At 73.4% G+C, this 19,013-nt stretch carries 16 protein-coding genes; 2 read left to right on the top strand and 14 right to left on the bottom strand.

Annotated elements, in window-relative coordinates:
- Nucleotides 1–4 precede the first annotated feature (4 nt).
- From OG259_RS10740 to OG259_RS10780, 9 genes are all read right to left on the bottom strand, one after another.
- Nucleotides 5–580 carry a Pycsar system effector family protein gene (locus OG259_RS10740; protein ID WP_328942073.1) on the bottom strand — a complete coding sequence of 192 codons (576 nt, stop codon included), beginning with the start codon at nucleotides 578–580 and terminating at the stop codon, nucleotides 5–7.
- Nucleotides 577–2,394 carry a hypothetical protein gene (locus OG259_RS10745; protein WP_328942074.1) on the bottom strand — a complete coding sequence of 606 codons (1,818 nt, stop codon included), beginning with the start codon at nucleotides 2,392–2,394 and terminating at the stop codon, nucleotides 577–579. Before OG259_RS10745 ends, OG259_RS10740 begins: the two co-directional genes overlap by 4 nt.
- Entirely contained in the window at nucleotides 2,391–4,832 is a 2,442-nt protein-coding gene (locus tag OG259_RS10750) for a hypothetical protein (RefSeq protein WP_328942075.1), read from the bottom strand. The genes OG259_RS10745 and OG259_RS10750 overlap by 4 nt, the downstream gene beginning before the upstream one ends.
- Nucleotides 4,829–5,785 carry a hypothetical protein gene (locus OG259_RS10755; protein ID WP_328942076.1) on the bottom strand — a complete coding sequence of 319 codons (957 nt, stop codon included), beginning with the start codon at nucleotides 5,783–5,785 and terminating at the stop codon, nucleotides 4,829–4,831. Before OG259_RS10755 ends, OG259_RS10750 begins: the two co-directional genes overlap by 4 nt.
- A 92-nt stretch (nucleotides 5,786–5,877) precedes the next feature.
- A complete protein-coding gene (locus tag OG259_RS10760) occupies nucleotides 5,878–6,603 on the bottom strand; it encodes a Crp/Fnr family transcriptional regulator (protein WP_266897819.1) in 726 nt (241 codons plus the stop codon).
- A 596-nt stretch (nucleotides 6,604–7,199) separates the two neighbouring features.
- Nucleotides 7,200–9,770, bottom strand: coding sequence for a polynucleotide kinase-phosphatase (locus tag OG259_RS10765; RefSeq protein ID WP_328942077.1), 2,571 nt, complete (start codon nucleotides 9,768–9,770; stop codon nucleotides 7,200–7,202).
- The gene (locus OG259_RS10770) at nucleotides 9,767–11,359 is read right to left on the bottom strand and encodes a 3' terminal RNA ribose 2'-O-methyltransferase Hen1 (protein ID WP_328942078.1); all 1,593 of its coding nucleotides are present in this window, start codon (nucleotides 11,357–11,359) and stop codon (nucleotides 9,767–9,769) included. The genes OG259_RS10765 and OG259_RS10770 overlap by 4 nt, the downstream gene beginning before the upstream one ends.
- Nucleotides 11,360–11,432: 73 nt before the next feature.
- Entirely contained in the window at nucleotides 11,433–12,377 is a 945-nt protein-coding gene (mmuM, locus tag OG259_RS10775) for a homocysteine S-methyltransferase (protein ID WP_328942079.1), read from the bottom strand.
- A 13-nt stretch (nucleotides 12,378–12,390) separates the two neighbouring features.
- Complete coding sequence (locus OG259_RS10780; protein ID WP_328942080.1) at nucleotides 12,391–13,314, bottom strand: LLM class F420-dependent oxidoreductase; 924 nt, start codon at nucleotides 13,312–13,314, stop codon at nucleotides 12,391–12,393.
- 249 nt (nucleotides 13,315–13,563) lie between these two features.
- Here OG259_RS10780 and OG259_RS10785 point away from each other — a divergent pair, with 249 nt between their 5' ends.
- Nucleotides 13,564–13,824 carry a hypothetical protein gene (locus OG259_RS10785; protein ID WP_328942081.1) on the top strand — a complete coding sequence of 87 codons (261 nt, stop codon included), beginning with the start codon at nucleotides 13,564–13,566 and terminating at the stop codon, nucleotides 13,822–13,824.
- A gap of 25 nt (nucleotides 13,825–13,849) precedes the next feature.
- Here OG259_RS10785 and OG259_RS10790 read toward each other — a convergent pair whose 3' ends face one another.
- From OG259_RS10790 to OG259_RS10810, 5 genes are all read right to left on the bottom strand, one after another.
- Nucleotides 13,850–15,250 carry a M1 family metallopeptidase gene (locus OG259_RS10790; protein WP_328942082.1) on the bottom strand — a complete coding sequence of 467 codons (1,401 nt, stop codon included), beginning with the start codon at nucleotides 15,248–15,250 and terminating at the stop codon, nucleotides 13,850–13,852.
- A gap of 140 nt (nucleotides 15,251–15,390) precedes the next feature.
- Nucleotides 15,391–15,876 carry a DUF6099 family protein gene (locus tag OG259_RS10795; protein ID WP_328942083.1) on the bottom strand — a complete coding sequence of 162 codons (486 nt, stop codon included), beginning with the start codon at nucleotides 15,874–15,876 and terminating at the stop codon, nucleotides 15,391–15,393.
- Nucleotides 15,877–16,003: 127 nt separating this feature from the next.
- Nucleotides 16,004–16,396, bottom strand: a complete 393-nt coding sequence (locus tag OG259_RS10800) for a nucleotide pyrophosphohydrolase (RefSeq protein WP_328942084.1) — start codon at nucleotides 16,394–16,396, stop codon at nucleotides 16,004–16,006.
- Entirely contained in the window at nucleotides 16,393–17,784 is a 1,392-nt protein-coding gene (locus OG259_RS10805; RefSeq protein ID WP_328942085.1) for an ATP-binding protein, read from the bottom strand. The genes OG259_RS10800 and OG259_RS10805 overlap by 4 nt, the downstream gene beginning before the upstream one ends.
- Before the next feature lie 55 nt (nucleotides 17,785–17,839).
- The gene (locus OG259_RS10810) at nucleotides 17,840–18,271 is read right to left on the bottom strand and encodes a cell division protein SepF (RefSeq protein ID WP_030322791.1); all 432 of its coding nucleotides are present in this window, start codon (nucleotides 18,269–18,271) and stop codon (nucleotides 17,840–17,842) included.
- A 211-nt stretch (nucleotides 18,272–18,482) separates the two neighbouring features.
- On the opposite strand from OG259_RS10810, the gene OG259_RS10815 reads away from it, so the two are divergent.
- Nucleotides 18,483–18,968, top strand: coding sequence for a VOC family protein (locus OG259_RS10815; protein ID WP_328942086.1), 486 nt, complete (start codon nucleotides 18,483–18,485; stop codon nucleotides 18,966–18,968).
- Nucleotides 18,969–19,013: the final 45 nt, after the last annotated feature.

Here is a 19,013-nt window from a genome sequence, read left to right on the forward strand (position 1 = left end):
TCTCTCACCACAGTTCGCTGAAGAGGGCCAGGAGGGCGCCGAGCGCGAGCGCGGAGACGCCCAGGCGCAGCCACCGGTACTTCGCCGCGAGCACGAGGCCGTGCACGCTGGCCTGTTCGAGGAGCCAGCCGGTGGCGTCCGCGCCGGGGGCGGCGAGCCGCTCACGCAGCGCCGTCTCCGACGGCCCGGCCGTCAGCTCGCGCAGGAACGTGCGGTCGGCTCCTATCCGCGTGCGGGGCAGCACCACCGAGACGAGCATCAGGACGCCGGCCGTCCAGAGCGCTCCGGCGACGAGCAGGAGGACGAGCCCGGCTCCGGAGTCGGGCCACGGGGCCCGGTCCCCGGAGAAGACGACTGCGAGGAAGGCGAGGGCGCCGGAGAGCAGGATCGCGGCCTTGGTGTCGGCCCGGCCGATGTCCTCGCGGACGGTGGCGAGCAGCCGCTCGGCCATGAACCTGAGCTCTTCGGCGGGTACGGGAGTGGGTGCGGGCGCGGATGCCTGCGCGGGCGCGGTGGTGCGGGACCGGTCCGGACCGGAAGGCGGACCGGAGTCCGGCGCGGGCCCCGGGGCGGTGGTCATGCGTCGTCCCAGTCGTCGAATTCGGAGCTGGGCCTGGCCGGGCGGGCGGGGCGGGAGGACCGCCGGGGCCGGTCGGGCCGTTCGTCACTGTCGTAGGGGTCCTCGCGGTCGTACCGGTCGTACCGTTCGTTCCGCTCGTACGCGTCGTTCCGGCCGTACGCGTCGTTCCGCCCGTACCCGTCCGCGTCCTCGTACCGGTCGGGCCCGTCGTCGAAGCCGTCGTCGTGACGGCCCCGCGAGCGGCCCCGGTTCCGGTCGTCGCCGTCGCGGCCCCGCTCGCGCGCCCTCCCCCGCTCGCGTTCCCGCTCGGAGCCGGACTCGACGCGGGTCGGCTCGTAGACCCGGGGGTCGTCGGGAGCGTCCTGGGGTTCCGCTTCCTCGTACCACTCGGGCCGGCTCGGCTCCGGCACCCCGTTCTCCAGGGCGAGGCGGGCCGGCGGGGTGCCGCCCGAGGGGTTGAGGACCCGGTCGGTGATGCCGTCGATGACGGTGCCGGTCTGGGTCCGCAGGTACATGAGCACCTGGTACATCTGCTCGCCGATGTCGTGCCGTTCGAGGACTCCGGTGTCGAGGAGCCGGTTGAAGACGGCCAGGTAGTCCTCCTGGCCCTCGCGCCGCTCCCGCTGGAGCTGGGTGCGGATCTCCCACTGCTTGTCGGGGTTCATCGCCATGTGGTGGGCGATCTGGGCGAGGTCGCCGCGCCGGAAGAGGGTCTCCATCTCGCGGGCGCGGTCGGCGACCAGGGCCCGGTCGGCGGCGTCCCTGCGCCGTTCCGCCTCGGCGACGCGCGCGTCGGCCTCCATGGTGACGCCGATCTTGTCCCGGCGCGAGACCTCGGCCTTGACGGAGTCGTCGAGGTCGATGAAGACGTAGACCCGGGTCCGCAGCCCGACGTCCTCGCCGAACCTGAGGCGTCCGGCGCTCAGCTCCTCCCGGACGGCCTCGTCGGCGCGCTGCGCCTCGGTGATCCGGAACCGCCGGGAGAGCCTGCGCAGTCGGTCGAGGAGCTCGTCGTGCAGCAACGCGGCGACGTCCTCGACCTGTTCCTGCACGACGAGGTGCGGGTCGGTCACCTCCCAGTGGACCGTGACGACGGCATCGAAGAAGACGCCGTCCCCGGCGGCCGGCAACTGGAGCCTGAACTCGGTGCTGTTGCGCCCGAGTTGCACCTCGAAGACGGTGTAAGGGGAGCCGAACATGGGCTTGTTCACGTCCTCCCTACGGTCCGGCCAGACCACCCGGTGGCCACCGTTGCGGTAGAGGAGCACGGCTGCGACCCGGCCGCTCCGGTGGCGGTACGGGGGCGCGTACTCGGCGATCAGCGGACCGCGCGGGCGCGTGCCCGCGCCGGACCCCGACCCGGCACCGCGGCCCGCCTCCCCGCCCCACCGCCCGCCCTGTCCCCCTGCGCGCGCGTTCCCCTGCCCCTGTTCCTGCTCTCGGTCCAGGTCCTCGTCCGGGTCCATGTCCAGGTCCTCGTCGTCGTCGCGGCCACCGGCGTGCCGGCCACCGCCGTTCTGTCCGTCGTACCGCTGCCCGCCGTACCGCTGTCCGCCGCCCCGCTGACCGTCGCCCCGCTGTCCGCCGCCCGGCTGACCGTCGACCGGCTGACCGTCGACCGGCTGGCCCGTGTACCGCTGCCGCTCCCGGGCGTCCCGGTCACGGCCGGCTCGTGCCCGCTCGTCCTGCGGCCGCCCGTCACGGGCACGTTCGTCCCGTCCCCCGCCCTGGCCGCCGCGGTCGTCGCGGTCCCGGTCGATCCAGCGCGTCCGCTCGTCAGGCCGCCCGTTCCTGTTCTGCTCGGGCCCGGTCATCGGTTCGCTCCTTCCGTCACGGCGTCCCACATCCGGCGCGCCGCGCCTCTGTCCAGGGGCCGGTCACGGTCCCGGACCAGTTCGTTCAGCAGGCCCCTGAGCCGGTCCCGGTCACGGCGGTCCACCGCGAGCCGCGGCAGGAAGGCGCAGACGTGCCCGAGCGACTCCGGATCCTTCGCGGCCCGCCGGAGCATCCCGCCGAGCGCCTCCAGGGCGGCCTCCCCCGAGCGGGCCGTGGCGAGCGTCTGCCGCAGCAGCACCGCCAGTTCGGCGGCGAGCTCGGGCCGGGTCGCCAGCAGGGCGATCAGCAGCGGGCGGGCCGCGTGCCCGTCGAGTTCGGGGACCTCCCGCAGCCCCCACAGATGGGTGGTGCGGGTGCTCAGGGCCCGGATGACGGCGAGGTGGACCAGGTTGGCGAGGTTGAGCCGACCGTCCTCCAGCCACTGCCGGAGCCGCCGGAGCACGGGCACGGGTTCGCCGGAGGCGAGCAGCCGCGCCACACTGAAGGAGGCGGGCACGAGGACCCCGATGTCGGTCGCCTCGCGGGTCCTGACGACCCGGGCGAGCGCGTCGAGGGAACCGGAGACGCTCCCGGCGGCCAGCACGTAGCCGTGGGTGAGCAGGGCGGTCCTGACGAGCATGTCGTCGTCGGACCCGGCCCAGTTCTTGAGCACGTCGGCGACGGCGGGCCGGACGCGCGGGTCGCGCGCGGACTCGGCGAGCGCGGTGGCGGCGGCCATCCGGGCGACCGGATCGTCCGTCGCGGCGAGCGGCACCACCAGCTCGCGGAAGCCGTGGATCCAGTCCCAGGAGCAGAGCACGCCGGCCGCGACGGAGGCCCGCACCCACACCTCGGAGCGCGGGTCGTCACACAGGGAGCGCAGCCAACGGGCCACCGGGCCGCGGACGTTGTGGTAGCCGTGCCAGATCTCGCCGAGGACGGCTCCGGCGAGGGCCTCGCCCTGGAAGCGGACGGCGCGCACCGGCACCTTGGCCGGACCGAGGTCCAGCTCGCCGTCCTCCAGGACGGCCCGGGCCTGCACCGGCCGGTGCTCGGCGTGCGTCCCGAACAGGCGTCGGCCCGGGGCGTGTTCGGGGTCGAGGGTGACCGCGAGTTCCCAGGCGAGGAGTTCGGCGGCCTCGGCGGCGAGGCTGTACGCGGAGCCGTTGAAGACGGCGACCGCGATACGGAACGCCCCGGCGTTCAGGGCCGGGAGCGCCTCGGGGAGCGCGCCCGGACGGTCGGCGCCCGCGAACCACTCGCGGGCCTGGGAGCGTACGAACGAGGCACATTCGCTGAGGAGTTGCTCGTCCGTCACCTCGCCGCGCCAGTGCCGGGCCAGATGGTCGGCGAGCCGGGCCGCCTCGCGCGGCCGCAGCTCCTCCAGGCCGAGGGCGTCGACGACGTCCCGCCGTGCGCCGCGCGCCCGCGCATCGCCGAGGGCGTCGTCGGACTCGGTGCGCAGCTGGTTCCAGAGGTGGCGGTGGAGGACCTCGTCGGCGGGGGGCGGGGGGCAGTACATCCCGTACCGGCCGCGCAGCAGCCGGTCGGCGAGTTCTCCGTTCTCGACGAGGACGACCCCGTACGCGTCCCGCCCGCGCAGCAGATCGCCGAAGCGGTCCAGGTGCAGCTCGGAGAGGCGCGTGACGGAACGGCGGGTGACGGTGGTGTGGTCGCCCCGGCCGGAGCGGGAGGCGCGCGGTTCGCTCTCGGCGCGTACGTCCTCGGTGAGCAGTTCGAGGAGGTGGCCGCCGCTCTCCTGGAGGACCTCCTCGGTGATCTCGTCGACGCCGTGGCGCGGGTCGAGGCGGAAGACCTTGCCGCCGGTCAGCTCGTCGAGGAGGGCGAGCGCGGTGGCCTTGCGGCCGCTGCCGGGTTCGCCGCACAGGACGAGGACCCGGTGGTCGCGGAGCCGGTCCCGCATCCGGCGGTAGCCGGCGGTCGCGCAGTACACCCGGCCGAGGTGGTCGAGCGTCTCGGGCGGGACGGGTCCCTGGACGAAGTGCGACGTGCGGTCGGAGCCGTACAGGGCGAAGATCTGGTTGCCCTCGAAGACGGTGCCGTCGCCGTGGATGGTGGTGAGGCGGTCGGCCGCGGCGCCCGCCCAGGTGCGGACGGCTCGGCGGGCGGTGGCGGCGCCGCCGGTGTCGCTCTCGCCGCCGAGGGGCCCCCGGTCGGCGGCCGCGAAGACGCTCGGCTCGCGGGGCTGCTCGGCGCCGTCGGCACGCTCGGACCCGCCGGCCCGGTCGCCTTCCCGGTCGCCTCGGTCGGAACCACGATCCGATCCACGATCGGAGCCGCGATCCGAGCCACGATCCGAACCCCGGTCGGAACCGCGGTCGGAGCCCCGGTCGTGTGCGTCCGCCCGGTCGCCGCCGTGTCCCTGCCCGGCGTCCGGACCGTCGTTCTGCGGCGAGGCGTCGTCCTGGTCGCTCACTTCGACTCACCCGCCCCCGAACCGGAGCCGGAGCTGGAGCCGGAGCCGGAGCTGGAACCCGAACCCGAGTCCGAACCGGAATCGGTCCTGGATCCGGAATCCGTCCTGGATCCGGAGTCCTTGCGGATTCCGGTGAAGCCCCCGTGGATGGTGTTGCCGTGGACGTCGAGAAGGTCACCCCCGACGTGGTACGTACGGCTCCCGCCCACGGGCCGGGGCGTTGGGCCGTCCCCCCGCGACGGCCCAACGCCGGTCCGTGCCGCCGCCACCGGCGGCCGCTCCCCCGCGGCCGCCGGCTCCCCCTCCCCCTCGGGCGGCAGCTCCCCGTCGGGCCCGATCAGCGGCGGCTCGGGCCTGCGCGGTACGTGGAACCAGGCGGCCTCGTCGGTCTCCTTGGACCGGATGCGTGCCGACCGGTAGTGGTCCGGCTCGACGTACCGCCCGCCCTCGGCGACCACGTTCACGAACAGCCAGTCGGAGACGACGACCAGGAGGGCGATCTCCGGGGTCTCGTTCATGATCCGCTTGGCCGGGGGGCTGTCGCAGAGCCGGGCAGCCAGGTCCACCGCCCGTCCGACGAGCCCGTGCCGGTCCTGGACCACGAGCCCCGCGTTCATTCCGATCCGCAGCCGCAGCGGCCGGGTCCGACCCTGGTTGTGGGTGCGCAGGCTCTCGTACAGGGTGTCGATCCACCGTCCGACCATGAGGGTCGGCGGCACGTCCGGGCGCAGGGCGGCGAGGATGCCGTCCCCCCGGTCCTCCTGGTGGTAGGTCCCGGGCTCGACGCCGACGGAGCTGTACGCGTCGTCGAAGGCTGCGTACATCGCCGCCCGCTGGTGTTTCTTCTCGGCCAGTTCGAGCGTCCCGGAGCCGCAGATGTCGCCGAAGACGACGAACCGGTGGATGCCGCCCACTTCTCCGCCCACTTCCCCGTTCACTCCCGCACTGCTCACTCTCGGACTCCCTGTGTGTCGCCCTGGTGCCGTTGGTGCCGTGGTGGTGCGTGTCCAGACTGGCCGCGTTCCGCGACCTGCGATGTAGCCGTTTACACATCCGGCGGAGATTCGTCCGCCGGTTCTCCGCCGGGGCGCGCGCGCCCCTCCGCGAGCAGCACCAGGACCCGCATGTCGATCACGATGACGGTGCGGTTCGCGGTGCGGACCACGTCCTGCTCCCGCAGCAGGCGCAGCGCCTTGGCGACCGCCTCCCGGGTCGCTCCGATGGCCGCCGCCAGGTCGTGCTGGGGCAGCGGAAGTTCGAGTACGGTCCCGGCGTCGGCCCGCCGTCCGGCGCGCTCGGCGAGTTCGACGAGGCGGGCCGCGAGGCGCTGGAGGACGGTCTCCGAGGCGAGCGCGCGGCGCTCGACGTCGGCGCTGCGCAGCCGGGTGGCGAGCTGGCGCATGATCAGCGAGGTGGCGTGCGGCCGGGCGGCGAGGAAACGCCGGAACCGGTCACCCGAGATGGCCACCGCCTCGACCCTGCCGAGCGCGGTGACACTGGCGCTGCGCGGGCGCCGGTCGACGGCGGCGAGGTCGCCGACGACCTCGCCGGCGCCCCTGAGGGCGAGGATGAGTCGCGATCCGCGCTCGGTGCCGACGGAGACGACGGCCCAGCCGGAGAGGAGCGCGAGGACGAAGGCGGTGGTGTCGCGTTCGCGGATCATCACCTCCCCCGGTTCGTAGACGCGCCGGGCCCCCTCGGCGAGCAGGAACCTCCGGTCGGCCGCCGGGAGGGCGTGGAGGAAGGAGCGGTCCTGGCCGAAGAGACTCACCGCCCGCTCACCCCCGTACCGTCCCCGGGCCGTCCGGGGAAGACCGCTCGCCGGTGATCGACCGGCGCATTCGCGTGTGTGTTCCCACCCCATGTGACCTGCCACGTCACACTGTTGACGCTGTGTCACGTCATGGGGTGAAGAACGCTAGAGGGTGCGGAAGAAACGCGACAACGGGCACGGGGGGCGCAGGGGAGCGCCGGACCCGGCGCCTCTGCGCCCCCGTCAAGGCGGTGCGAAGTCCACGCGAAAACCTCCCGAAGACCACGCAAAGCCTTCACGGAAGCGGGGCGAACGCGGGGCGAAGCCGACGCGAGGTGCCGGGGAGACCCCGCGAAGGCCCCGGAGGCGCCCGGAAGGCTCACAGAGGCCTCGGACAGGCAGGGCACAGGCAGGGGCCGGGCCGCGCGCACGCGCGAGGCCCCCGCGAAGGCCCCACCCGGTCCCGGGCAGAGTCTCCGCGAGGGCCTCAGGGCATCAAGGCATCGCGACCTCAGGCGTCGGGCCTTCGGGGCATCACTGCCCTCTGGGCTCCGGCACTCAGGGCATCACGGCCTCAGCACCTCAGCACCTCAGCACCTCAGCACCTCAGCACCTCACAGTCGCGGGTCCACCGGCTCCGATTCCAGTGCCAGGACCGCGAACACGGCCTCGTGGACCCGCCACAGCGGCTCCCCCTCCGCGAGACGGTCGAGGGCTTCGAGGCCGAGGGCGTACTCGCGCAGTGCCAGCGACCGCTTGTGGCCGAGGAAGCGCTGCCGCAGCCGCTCCAGGTTCTCCGGCCGGGTGTACTCGGGGCCGTAGATGATCCGGAGGTACTCCCGACCACGCACCTTGACGCCGGGCTGGCCGAGTCGGCCCTTGGCGTCACGGACGAGCGCGGCCAGCGGCTTGACGACCATGCCCTCGCCGCCCGCGCCGGTCATGTCCAGCCACCAGTCGACGCCGGCCCGGACCGAGGCCTCGTCGCCGGTGTCGACGACGAGCCGGCGGGTGACCTGGAGCAGCCCGGTCGGGTCGTGCTCCACGAGCCGGTCGAGCCAGGCGAGCTGTTCGTCGTGCGGTACGGCCGCAAGCGACCGTCCGCGCGCGCCCAGGAGCTGGAAGGGCGCGAACCGCACCCCCTCCAGGCCCTCGGTCGGCCAGCAGTACCTGCGGTACGCCTCGGTGAACGCCTCCGCGTCCACCGCCCGCTCCCGCTGCTTCCCGAGCAGCCCGTCGATCCCCTCGACCCCGCGCGCCACCGCCTGTTCGAGCGCGGAGATCGCTGCGGGGAAGACGGCGCCCGAGGCCGCTCCGACCGCCGCGTACTGCGCGCGGAGCAGCCCGGCCGACTTGAGCGACCACGGCATCAGCTCGCCGTCGAGGAGCAGCCAGTCCGTGTCGAGCTCGTCCCAGAGCCCGGCGGCGCCGATCGCGGTGCGCAGCCGGTCGAGGACCTGCTCGGTGACGGCCACGTCGTCGAAGAAGGGCCGCCCGGTACGGGTGTGCAGCGCGCCCGTCACCCCCTCGCCCTCGATGCCGAAGCGTTCGCGGGCGGCCCGGGCGTCCCGGCAGACCAGGGCCACCGCCCGGGATCCCATGTGCTTCTCCTCGCACACGACCCGTTCGACCCCGTCGGCCCGGTAGTGGGCGAAGGCCTCGGCCGGGTGCTCCAGGTAGCCGTCCTCCTTCGATGTCGCCGTGGGCGCCATCGTCGGCGGGAGGTAGGCGAGCAGCCGCGGGTCGACCGCGAACCGGCTCATCACTTCCAGGGCCGCCGCCGCGTTCTCCTCGCGCACGGCGACGTTGCCGAGGTGCCGGGTCTCCACGATCCGGCGTCCGTGCACGTCCGCCAGGTCCAGGGGACGACCCTGGTGCCCGCCGGGAGCCTCGGTCGCGAGCGGCCGGGCCGGCTCGTACCAGACGCGCTCGGCCGGTACGTCGACGAGTTCGCGCTCGGGCCAGCGCAGCGCGGTCATCTTGCCGCCGAAGACGGCGCCGGTGTCGAGGCAGAGGGTGTTGTTGATCCAGGAGGTGCTGGGCACGGGGGTGTGGCCGTAGACGACGGTGGCCCGCCCCCGGTACTCCTCCGCCCACGGGTAGCGCACCGGCAGCCCGAACTCGTCGGTCTCGCCGGTGGTGTCCCCGTACAGCGCGTGCGAGCGCACCCGCCCCGACGTCCGGCCGTGGTACTTCTCCGGCAGACCGGCGTGGCAGACGACGAGGTTGCCGCCGTCGAGGACGTAATGGCTGACGAGGCCCTCGATGAACGTCCCGACCTCGGCCCGGAACTCCTCGCTCTCGTGCCCCAACTGTTCGATGGTCTCGGCCAGTCCGTGGGTCTCCTGCACCTTCCGGCCCTTGAGCCAGCGGCCCAGCTTGTTCTCGTGGTTCCCGGGCACGCACAGGGCGTCGCCCGAGGCGACCATCGCCATCACCCGGCGCAGGACGCCCGGCGAGTCGGGGCCCCGGTCGACGAGGTCGCCGACGAAGACCGCCGTGCGCCCTTCGGGGTGGTGCCCGTCGACGTAGCCGAGCTTCGCGAGCAGGGTCTCCAGCTCGGAGCGGCAGCCGTGGATGTCACCGATGATGTCGAAGGGTCCGGTGAGGTGGCGCAGGTCGTTGAACCGGCGCTCCAGGACGACCTCGGCCGCGTCGACCTCCTCGACGGACTTCAGCACGTGGACCTTGCGGAAGCCCTCGCGCTCCAGACCGCGCAGCGAACGGCGCAGCTCGCGGCGGTGCCGCTGGATGACGTGCGCGGGCATGTCCGCGCGGTCGGGACGCGTGGCGTTCCGGCTGCGGCACACCTCCTCGGGCAGGTCGAGGACGATCGCGATGGGCAGCACGTCGTACGACCGGGCGAGCTGGACGAGCTGACGGCGCGCCTCCTGCTGCACGTTGGTGGCGTCGACGACGGCGAGGCGACCCGCCGCGAGGCGCTTGCCCACGATGTAGTGGAGGACGTCGAAGGCGTCCTTGCTCGCGGACTGGTCGTTCTCGTCGTCGGCGACGAGCCCCCGGCAGAAGTCGGAGGACACGATCTCGGTCGGCTTGAAGTGGCGCCGGGCGAAGGTGGACTTGCCGGAGCCGGTGGCGCCGACGAGCACCACGAGGGACAGGTCGGTGACGGGCAGCCGGCGGGCCGGGGTGGTGGTGGCCGGGGACACGGTTTCGGTGGTCATGCCTGTTCCTCCTTCTCCGTGGTCAGGTCGGGGGTGCGGGTCTTCTCGGTGGCCGCGGCGGGGGTGCGGGTCTTCTCGGTGGCCGCGGCGGGGGTGCGGGTCTTCTCGGCCGTCAGGGCGGGGGTGCGGGTCTTCTCCGTGGCCGGGTCCGGGGTGCGGCTGAAGACGGCCAACTGGGTGGGCGGGCCGACCTCCGGGTCGTCCGGGCCGACAGGGGTGAACCCGACGTCGTACCCGTACCGCTCGGCGACCGAGGCCGCCCAGCTCCGGAACTCCTCGCGGGTCCATTCGAAGCGGTGGTCGCCGTGCCGGACGTGACCGGCGGGCAGCGATTCCCAGCGCACGTTGTACTCGACGTTCGGCGTGGTCACGAGGACCGTACGCGGCCGGGCCGAGCCGAACACCGCGTACTCCAGGGCCGGCAGCCTCGGCAGGTCCAGGTGCTCGATGACCTCGCTGAGCACGGCCGCGTCGTAGCCGGTCAGCCGCTTGTCGGTGTACGCGAGCGAGCCCTGCAGCAGTTTCACCCGGGCCGCCTGCCGCTCCCCCATCCGATCCAGCCGCAGCCTGCGCGCGGCGACGGTCAGGGCTCGGACGGACACGTCGACACCGACGATCTCCGTGTATCGGGTGTCCTTGAGCAGCGCCTGTACCAACTGGCCCTGGCCACAGCCCAGATCGAGGACCCGGCTCGCCTCGGCCGCGGCCAGGGCTGCGAGGATCGCCTCCCGGCGCTGCTCGGCGAGCGGCACGGGCCGCTCCTCGGTGTCGGTCGACTCGTCGACCGCGTTGTCGACGGCGTCGACGTCCAGGCCCTCGGCCTCGGCGAGCCGTACGAGTTCGAGCCGCTCCGTCGCCTCACGGGCCAGGCCCCAGCGGCGGGAGAGGTAGCGTGCCGTGATCAGCTTCCGCTCGGGGTGACCGGCGAGCCAGCCGTCGCCGGCGCGCAGCAGCTTGTCGACCTCGTCGGGCGCGACCCAGTAGTGCTTGGCGTCGTCGAGCACGGGCAGCAGTACGTAGAGGTGGTTGAGGGCGTCGGCGAGCCGCAGCTCGCCCTCCAGAACCAGGCGTACGTAGCGGGAGTCACCCCACTCGGGGAACCGCCCGTCCAGTGCCACCGGCTCGGCGTCCACCGTGTCCCAGCCCAGCGGCCCGAACAGCTTGCGCACCAGCTCGGCACCGCCCCTGGCGGGCAGCACGGGGACCTCGACACGCAGCGGCAGCGGCGCCGCGGCCCGCTCGGGCATCGCCTTGCAGTCGCCGTGCAGCGCCGTCTTGAAGACCGTGGCGAGCGCGACGGCGAGCAGCGAGGACGCCGCGTAGGGCCGGTCGTTCACGTACTGCGCGAGCGCGGAGTCCGGGGCACCGCCCCGGCCCTTGCCCTTGCCGCGGCGCACCAGCGCCACGGGGTCCACCTCCAGGAGAAGTGCCGCCGTGCACCGCTCGGCGCTCGCCTCGGGGTAGAGGACGTGCGCCGTGCCGTGCGAAGTCGAGAACGCCTGCGCCCGCTCGGGATGCTTGTGCAGCAGAAAGCCGAGATCGGTCGCGGGACGCTCCGGGTTGCCGGTCGTACTGATCGTCAGGAACACACTTCCGAGTATGGTTCGCCGCTGCCCTCCCGACCAGGCATTTTCCGCGAGGCCGGGCCCACTCGGACGGGGCTCAGTCCTGCCGGTCGGCGTGCCGGGCCGGGTCGCCGGACCAGGGGGCGTCAAGGGTGGCGGCAAGGGCGGTGATCCTCTCCGGGCCGACCCGGCAGCAGCCGCCGATGAGCCGGGCGCCGGACGCGGCCCAGCCGCCGGCGAGGGACGGGTCGAAGGCGATGTCGCCGCGCCAGCCCCTCGCGCGGGCGTCCCAGCGCTCGCCGCTGTTGGGGTAGACCACGGCCGGTTTCCCGGTCACGGCGGCGGCCAGCTCCACCGCGGGCCCCGCATCCGCCGGATCGCAGCAGTTGACCCCGACGGCGACGACCCGGTCGTTCCCCGCGGCCACCGCGAAAGCCTCCGCCAGGTCCTGCCCGGCCCGGGTCCGCCCGCCCTCGACCGTGTAGGACAGCCACACGGGCACCCCGCACCGGTCCGCCGCCCGCAGCAGCGCCTCCGCCTCCTCGACGTCCGGAACGGTCTCAAGGGCCAGGACGTCCGGCTCCGCCGCCGCGAGCACCTCGATCCGGGGCCGGTGGAACGCCTCCAGTTCCCGTACGGACAGCCCGTACCGCCCCCGGTACTCGCTGCCGTCCGCGAGCATCGCGCCGTACGGCCCCACGGACCCGGCGACCCACACCTCCTCCCGCACGACCGCCGCAGCGGTCCGGGCGAGCTCCACGCTCCGCGCGAGGAGCCGCGCCGCCTCCTCCCGGTCCACGCCCCGCCGGGCGAAGCCCTCGAAGGTGGCCTGGTAGCTGGAGGTGATGAGGACCCGGGCACCTGCCCGTACGTACGCCGCGTGCGCCGCCTCGATCTGCTCGGGGCCGTCGGCCAGGAGCCGCGCGGACCAGAGCGCGTCCGAGAGGTCGCAGCCCTGGGCCTCCAGCTGGTTGGAGAGCCCGCCGTCGAGCACGAGCACCCCCGCGCCGAGGGCCTCGGCGAGCGTACGGACCGGCTTCATCGGATCACCCCGCTCATCCCAGCTGCGACTGGACCTGCGCGGAGATCAGCTCCAGGTGGTCCAGGTCGTCCAGGTCGAGGACCTGGAGGTAGACCCGGGAGGCACCGATCGCCGCGTACCGCCCGATCTTGTCGACGACCTCGGCGGGCGAACCCGCGAGACCGTTCGCCTTCAGCTCGTCCACGTCCCGCCCGATGGCGGCGGCCCGGCGGGCCACCTCTGCGTCGTCCTTGCCGACGCAGACGACCAGCGCGTTGGAGTACACCAGGTCGTCGGGCGCCCGCCCGGCCTCCTCCGCCGCGGCCCGGACCCGGCCGAACTGGCGCTCGCTGTCCTCCACGGAGGCGAACGGGATGTTGAACTCGTCCGCGTACCGCGCGGCCAGGCGGGGCGTACGGCTCGCGCCGTGCCCGCCGATCAGCACCGGGATCCTGTCCTGGGCGGGCTTGGGCAGCGCCGGGGAGTCGCTGAGCTGATAGAACTCCCCCTCGAAGGTGAAGGTCTTGCCGATCCCGGTCTCCCACAGACCGGTGACGATCGCCAGCTGCTCCTCCAGGCGGCCGAACCGCTCCTTCGGGAACGGAATGCCGTAGGCCTTGTGCTCCTCCTCGAACCAGCCCGCGCCGAGCCCGAGTTCGACCCGCCCGCCGGACATCCGGTCCACCTGGGCGACCTGGATCGCGAGGACACCCGGGAGCCGGAAGGTCCCGGCCGTCATCAGGGTGCCGAGGCGGATCCGCTTGGTCTCCCGGGCGAGCCCGGCCAGGGTGATCCAGGCGTCCGTCGGCCCGGGCAGCCCGTCGGCGGAACCCATGCTGAGGTAGTGGTCGGACCGGAAGAAGGCGTCGAATCCGAGCTCCTCGGTGGCCCGTGCCACCGCGAGGAGGGTGTCGTAGTCGGCCCCCTGCTGGGGTTCGGTGAAGATGCGGAGATCCATACCTCCATCCTGCACCGTCGGGTGCGCGTCAACCTCTCCGTCAGCTCCTTGTGCGCCCCGGCCCGGTCGGGTGAATATCCCGCCCCCTGGCGGGCCGCGTCCGCCCCGGCCAGTGACCGGGGCCCGGCACCCGTCGTTGGCTCGGGCGGAGCCGGACCGCCCGGCCCGCGCGCCGGCGGCCGCTGCCGGTGCGTCGCTCTCTCTCGCGGCCCCGTCCTCGGCGGCGGGGTCCGGGCCGAGGAGGCCCCCATGTCCCAGGAAGCCGCGCCGGAGCAGGCCGTCCCCCAGCAGCCGGTGCCGCAGTCCGTGCCCGAGCAGAAGGGCGCCGGCGCCCCCAAGGGCCTGCTCCAGCAGATGGAGGAACTGATGGCGGCGCTCTCCGCCGACCTGACCCAGCTGGACGCCGACCTCCAGTCCACGTCTGACCGCCTCGACCCCGACCGCCTCGACCCGGACCGTGCCGGTCCGGACCGTGCCGACCGTGACGGGCACGAGCCCCACCGGTTCTAAGGGCTGTCCGGCCCCGGCCGGGCGCTCAGTGGATCCTGTGCTCCGTCCAGAACGGGCCGAGGTCCTTCGCCGTCGCCGCCTGTGCCGCGCGCTTGAAGTCCGCGGTGGTGGCGACCCCCAGCCAGTGGTCCCGTACGTAGCCGCGCAGCATGCGCGCCATCGCGGGGCCGCCCAGGGCACGTTCCAGATCGTGCAGGGCGCAGGAGCCACGTCTGTAGACGACCGCCCCGTACTCCGAACGGTGGCCGTCCGCGTAGTAGGCCATGGACCGGGTGAGGGCGGCCTCGTCGCCGGGCCACTGCCCCTGGTCCTCCCAGCAGGTGGCGGTGTCCTCCCGGTAGTACAGCAGCGTCGCGTACTGGGCGAAGGACTCGTCCAGCCAGGGCGCGGCGAACTGGTCGTTGCCGACGATGCCGTAGAACCACTGGTGGGCTATCTCGTGGACGGCGCCCGACTCCTCCGCTTCGGTCCACAGCAGGACGAGTCCCGGGAACTCCATGCTGCCGAAGTCGTCGAGGTGGTCGCTCATGACGAGGTCGAGCTCTCCGTACGGGTAGCGCCCGAACCGCTTCCCGAACTCGTCGACGGAGCCGGCGCCTTCCCGCAGAGCTTTCGCGACGCCTTCGGGGGGCGTGGTGGCGGTCCAGTACGCGTTCAGCCGGATCCCGCCGGGACTGGTCACCGTCTTCGAACCGAAGGGACCCGCCGCCCACGCGAAGTCCCGTACACCCCGCGCGACACTGGTGCTGATCGCGCGGCCGGGTGCGCCCGCGCGTCGGGTGGTGGTGCCGGTCGCGGGCACGACGAGCTCGCTGGGATGGTCGAGGACGACCCGGAAGTCACCGGTCAGGGTGTGGAAGCTCTCGCCGAAGCCGACGTCCGGATCGAGGTGCCGGCCCTGCGCGTCGCGCACGGCGAGCAGGGGCAGCGCGTTGCCCAGGTAGCGGTACGCGCCGTCCTTGCCGAAGCGGTGGATCCGGTCCGGGACGCTGATCGCGACGTCGAAGGAGACGCTCGCCCGCGCCCCGTACGGCAGCGGCGCGGGAAGGTCGATCCGCAGCGCGGTGCAGTCCACGTCGAGCGGTCGTGGGGTGCCTCCGGCGACCCCGCTCACCCGGACCGGGGACGGGCTGTCGGGGGCTCCGCAGCCCTCGGTGCCGTTGCCCCACAGCCGTACGTCGACCGAACTCAGCGGAGTGCGGGAGGCGTTACGGAAGGAGACCGTCTGGCGACCGGTCCAGCGCGAGCCGTCGTCGTCGGCACGCAGCACCACGTCGTACGAGGGCCGGTCCGGTGTCGCCACCCGCACAGGGGGCGCCGAGTCCGCGGGTTCCACGGGGTCCTGCGCCACGGCTGCCTGGGGAACGAGCAACAGGGCGGCCGCGAGGGCGAGCAAGGGCGCCCGCCAAAACCTGTACGAGGTCATGACAACCACGCTAGAACGCCCCCGCACCCGGACGGGAGAGTTCCGACGGGGGTCTCGCAGGCGGGGGTTGCGCAGGCCGCCGATCCACGGGCGGGCCATCCGGCGGAGGGCTTCGGGACGCACCGAGCGCCCCACGCCGTTCACCAGCGGCCCCGGCCGGGGCCCGCGCGGCCTCGGGCGGGGTCGGGCGGGCGGGCCCGCTCCCCGTCCCGCACGGCCAGGCGCCGCAACATCCCGCGGACCCGGTCGCTCGACTCGTCGGCGGCGTCGATGGCCTCGATGCACTGCCAGTAGAGCCCCTCGTCATCCGTGGCACAGGCCACGCCGACCAGCGCGATGCCGACCTCCCCGAGCAGCTCCCCGAGCGCGGTCAACGCCCCCCGTGGGTCCGCCACTTCGGTCAGCTGGGCCGCACGCGGCCCACCGGCGCCCCACGCCGGGTACTCCCCGATCTCGCTCAGCCCCCGCGCCTCGCCGCGCAACTCCTGCGGTCCGCAGAGCGCCAGCTGGTTCCCTATCGCCTGGGCGAGCGCCTGCGCCTGCCAGGCCTCCGCCACGATGTCCTGCGCCGTTCCGCTCTCGGCCAGCCCGTGCCGGCCAAGCGCGATGAGCCGCTCCGCTTCCATCAACGCCGCCCCCGTTCGTACGACTTATCTGCCCACTCAGTCCACTACCCAGAGTGAGGCGACCTGAGCCCCAACGGCAGGGGAATTCGGAAATCTGTGGACAGGAGGCTCGACGGGGAAAAGTCGATCACTCCGAAGAGTGACGATCCTTGATCGAATCCTCTTCTTCCCCCTCTCCGCCGCGGTCTCCGCCGCGCCCCCGAGCGGGAAATCGGACCTCGTTCCGGTCGATCTTGGCCGCGAGCGCCGCCAGCGGATCGACCCCGAGCACCTCGCAGAACTGGAGGAGATAGGCGAGCACATCCGCCACCTCGTCGGCGACCCGGTGCGCCGACTCGGGGTCGTCCATCACCCGCTCCGCCTGCTCGGGAGTCAACCACTGGAAAATCTCCAGGAGTTCGGCCGCCTCCACGCTGAGTGCCGCCGCCAGGTTCTTGGGCGTGTGGTAAGGCTGCCAGTCGCGGGCGGCCGCGAATTCGGCCAGCCTGCGCTGCAGTCCCGCTACGTCGTTGTCCGTCACGTGCCCAGGTCTACCACCGTCACCCCGGGCATCCGTCGCGCCTGCGCCGCCGTCCGGTCGCCGACCGCGCCGGCGACCCGGATGTGTCCGTCGGCGGCGATGCCCGTGGCGAGACCGAGCAGTTCGCCCACCTGCCGCGCGTCGAGATCGCGGTCGAGGCCGTCGGCGAGCAGCGTCAGGGACTGCATGGCGTCGGGCACCTCGGCGATCCGGTCCATCTCCAGGACGCCGGGGCCCGTGAGCAGGGTGAGCGCTAGCGCCAGGTAGCGCAGCTCCCCGTCCCCGAGCCGCCCGAGCGGCGTCGCGGGCCTGCCGCCCCGTTCGAGGACAGCCCGGACCGCGCCGTCCCGGAGTTCCTGCACGCCGACCCCGGTGACGGGTCCCGCGCAGCCCGCTCCCGCGACGGCCGCGAGGCGGTGGTGACGGCGCGGGCAGTCCGTATGGGTGCGGTGCAGGACTTCGGCGAGGTTGCCGCAGCCGCGCCGCAGCCGCCCCTCGCCCGGCGGTACGGGAGCCCGCATGCGCTCGGGCCGGGGGTCGCAGGCGAAGGCGGACCGCAGTCCGATCACGACCTGCTCGGCGGCGGCCAGGACCTCCAGCTGTCCGGGCGTCTTGCCCGCGACCCGCAGCGGCAGCAGGGCCGTACCGAGCAGATCGTCGGGGAACGGTGCCCGTGTGACGGGGGTGGTGCCGGCCGTGTGCCACTCGGCCTGGACGGTGGTGCGGCCCGGATCGCGCAGCGCGGTGGCGAGCAGGGTGCGCCCGCGCCCGGTGAGCCGCTCGCCGACGATACGGAGCCGGGGTTCGGCCTGCACGGCGAGGTCCAGGTGGACGGGGCCTTCGGGTCCGTCGACCGTGCACCCGATGCGGAACCCCCGCCTGCCCTGGGCGTCGGGCCGGGCCCGCTCGGGGACGCAGTCGACGGCATCGGGAAACACCTCGTCGAGCGTGTCACCGGCGCCGAGCCGGGCCAGCGCCTCGTACGCCCGCAGGGTGGTGGACTTGCCGCTGCCGCTGGGCCCGGCGAAGAGGGTGACGGGCCCGAGCGCGTGCGCGGCGGAGCGGTGACCGGCGAAGGCGGAGAGCCGCAGTTCGGTGACGGCGGGCCGCGTCCGGAGTCCCCCACCCCCTCCCCCACCGGCGGATCCGCCTTCGGAGAGCCGCGCGGATCCGCCTTCCGCCCGACGCCCGGCCCCACCCTGCGACGGCAGCCGGGGCGCGGCCCCCGCCGAGGCGGCTCCGGAAGTGGCTGCGGTGGAAGGAGCCCCGCTGGAAGGAACCCGGGGGGACGGAGCGCGGGTGGACGGAGCCCCGATGCGAGGAGCGCCGGAGGAAGGAGCAGCCGTGGAGGAGGAATGGTCGAGCGTGAAGCCGCCGGTGAGATCCATGATCGGACCGTACGCAGGTCATTCCCTGACGAACCGTTACGGCTAGATGACCTTCCTACGATCGGGGGACGCCGGCGGTCCGGCCGCCCACGACACCCTCCTCGTCCTCGCCCTCCGCACCCTCGACCTCCGTACCGGCCGGCGCGAGAAGAAAAACGTTCCGGTCGACGCGGTGCATCCCGCTGCCGAGACCGAAGACCACACCACTGCTGAAGTCGAGGATGCGCTTGGCGACCTCGGTGTCGGCGCTCGTCAGATCGAGGAGCACCGGGATCTGGGCGATCAGGTACTCGGCGACCTCACGGGCGTCGGCGAACACCTGCACGCGGAGCACGACCATACGGCGCTGCTCGGCGGATTCGTACTGCTCGGGGATCGTGCGGTGGTCGACCCTGGACGGCCATTCGTCACGGCCGCGCAGGGGCACGACCTGGGCGAGGCCCTCCCACTGCTCGTCGGTGACGTCGTACCTCTCGTACCTACTCATGGGCACATCCTCCCGCTCCTCACCCGTTCGGCCCAACAACGACACGAGGTGATGGGCCGGTGCGGGGTCCAGGACGGTTCGAACGCCGAACGAGACCCGTCTAGGACACGAATCGTCCTAGATCGGGACTAGCGTCGTCATCACCTTGAGGCACCCGCCGAGGCGCCCGACGAGGCGCCCCAAAGGCACTCGCACCCCAGGAGGCAGCCAGATGTCCGTGAATCCCGTCCCCCAGGGCTATCACACGGTGACGCCGTGGATCATCTCCCGCGACACCGTGGCGCTCATCGACTTCCTCAAGAGGGCCTTCGGCGCGGAGGAGCTCGCGTGCATGGCCGACGAGGAAGGAACCGTCCAGCACGCGGAGGTCCGCATCGGCGACTCGGTGGTGATGATGTTCGACGCGCGGCCGGAGTGGCCGCCGACCCCCGGCTTCCTCCGGCTCTACGTCGAGGACGCCGACGCCACGCACCGGCAGGCCGTCGCGGCCGGCGGCACCTCGGTCACCGAGGTCACCCACCTGTTCTTCGGCGACCGGGTCGGGCGGGTGCGCGACCCGCTGGGCAATCTGTACTGGATCCAGACCCGTGTGGAGGACCTGAGCCCGGAGGAGATGGAACACCGCCTCGGCGACCCGGAGTTCACCAAGGCGATGGAGTACGTCCAGAGCGCCGACTTCTTCCCCGGCCGGACGTGAACCGGCCGGGGCTCGACCTGCCAGGACTGACCTGCCAGAGCCCGG

This window comes from Streptomyces sp. NBC_00250 (genome assembly GCF_036192275.1).
GTDB lineage: Bacteria > Actinomycetota > Actinomycetes > Streptomycetales > Streptomycetaceae > Streptomyces.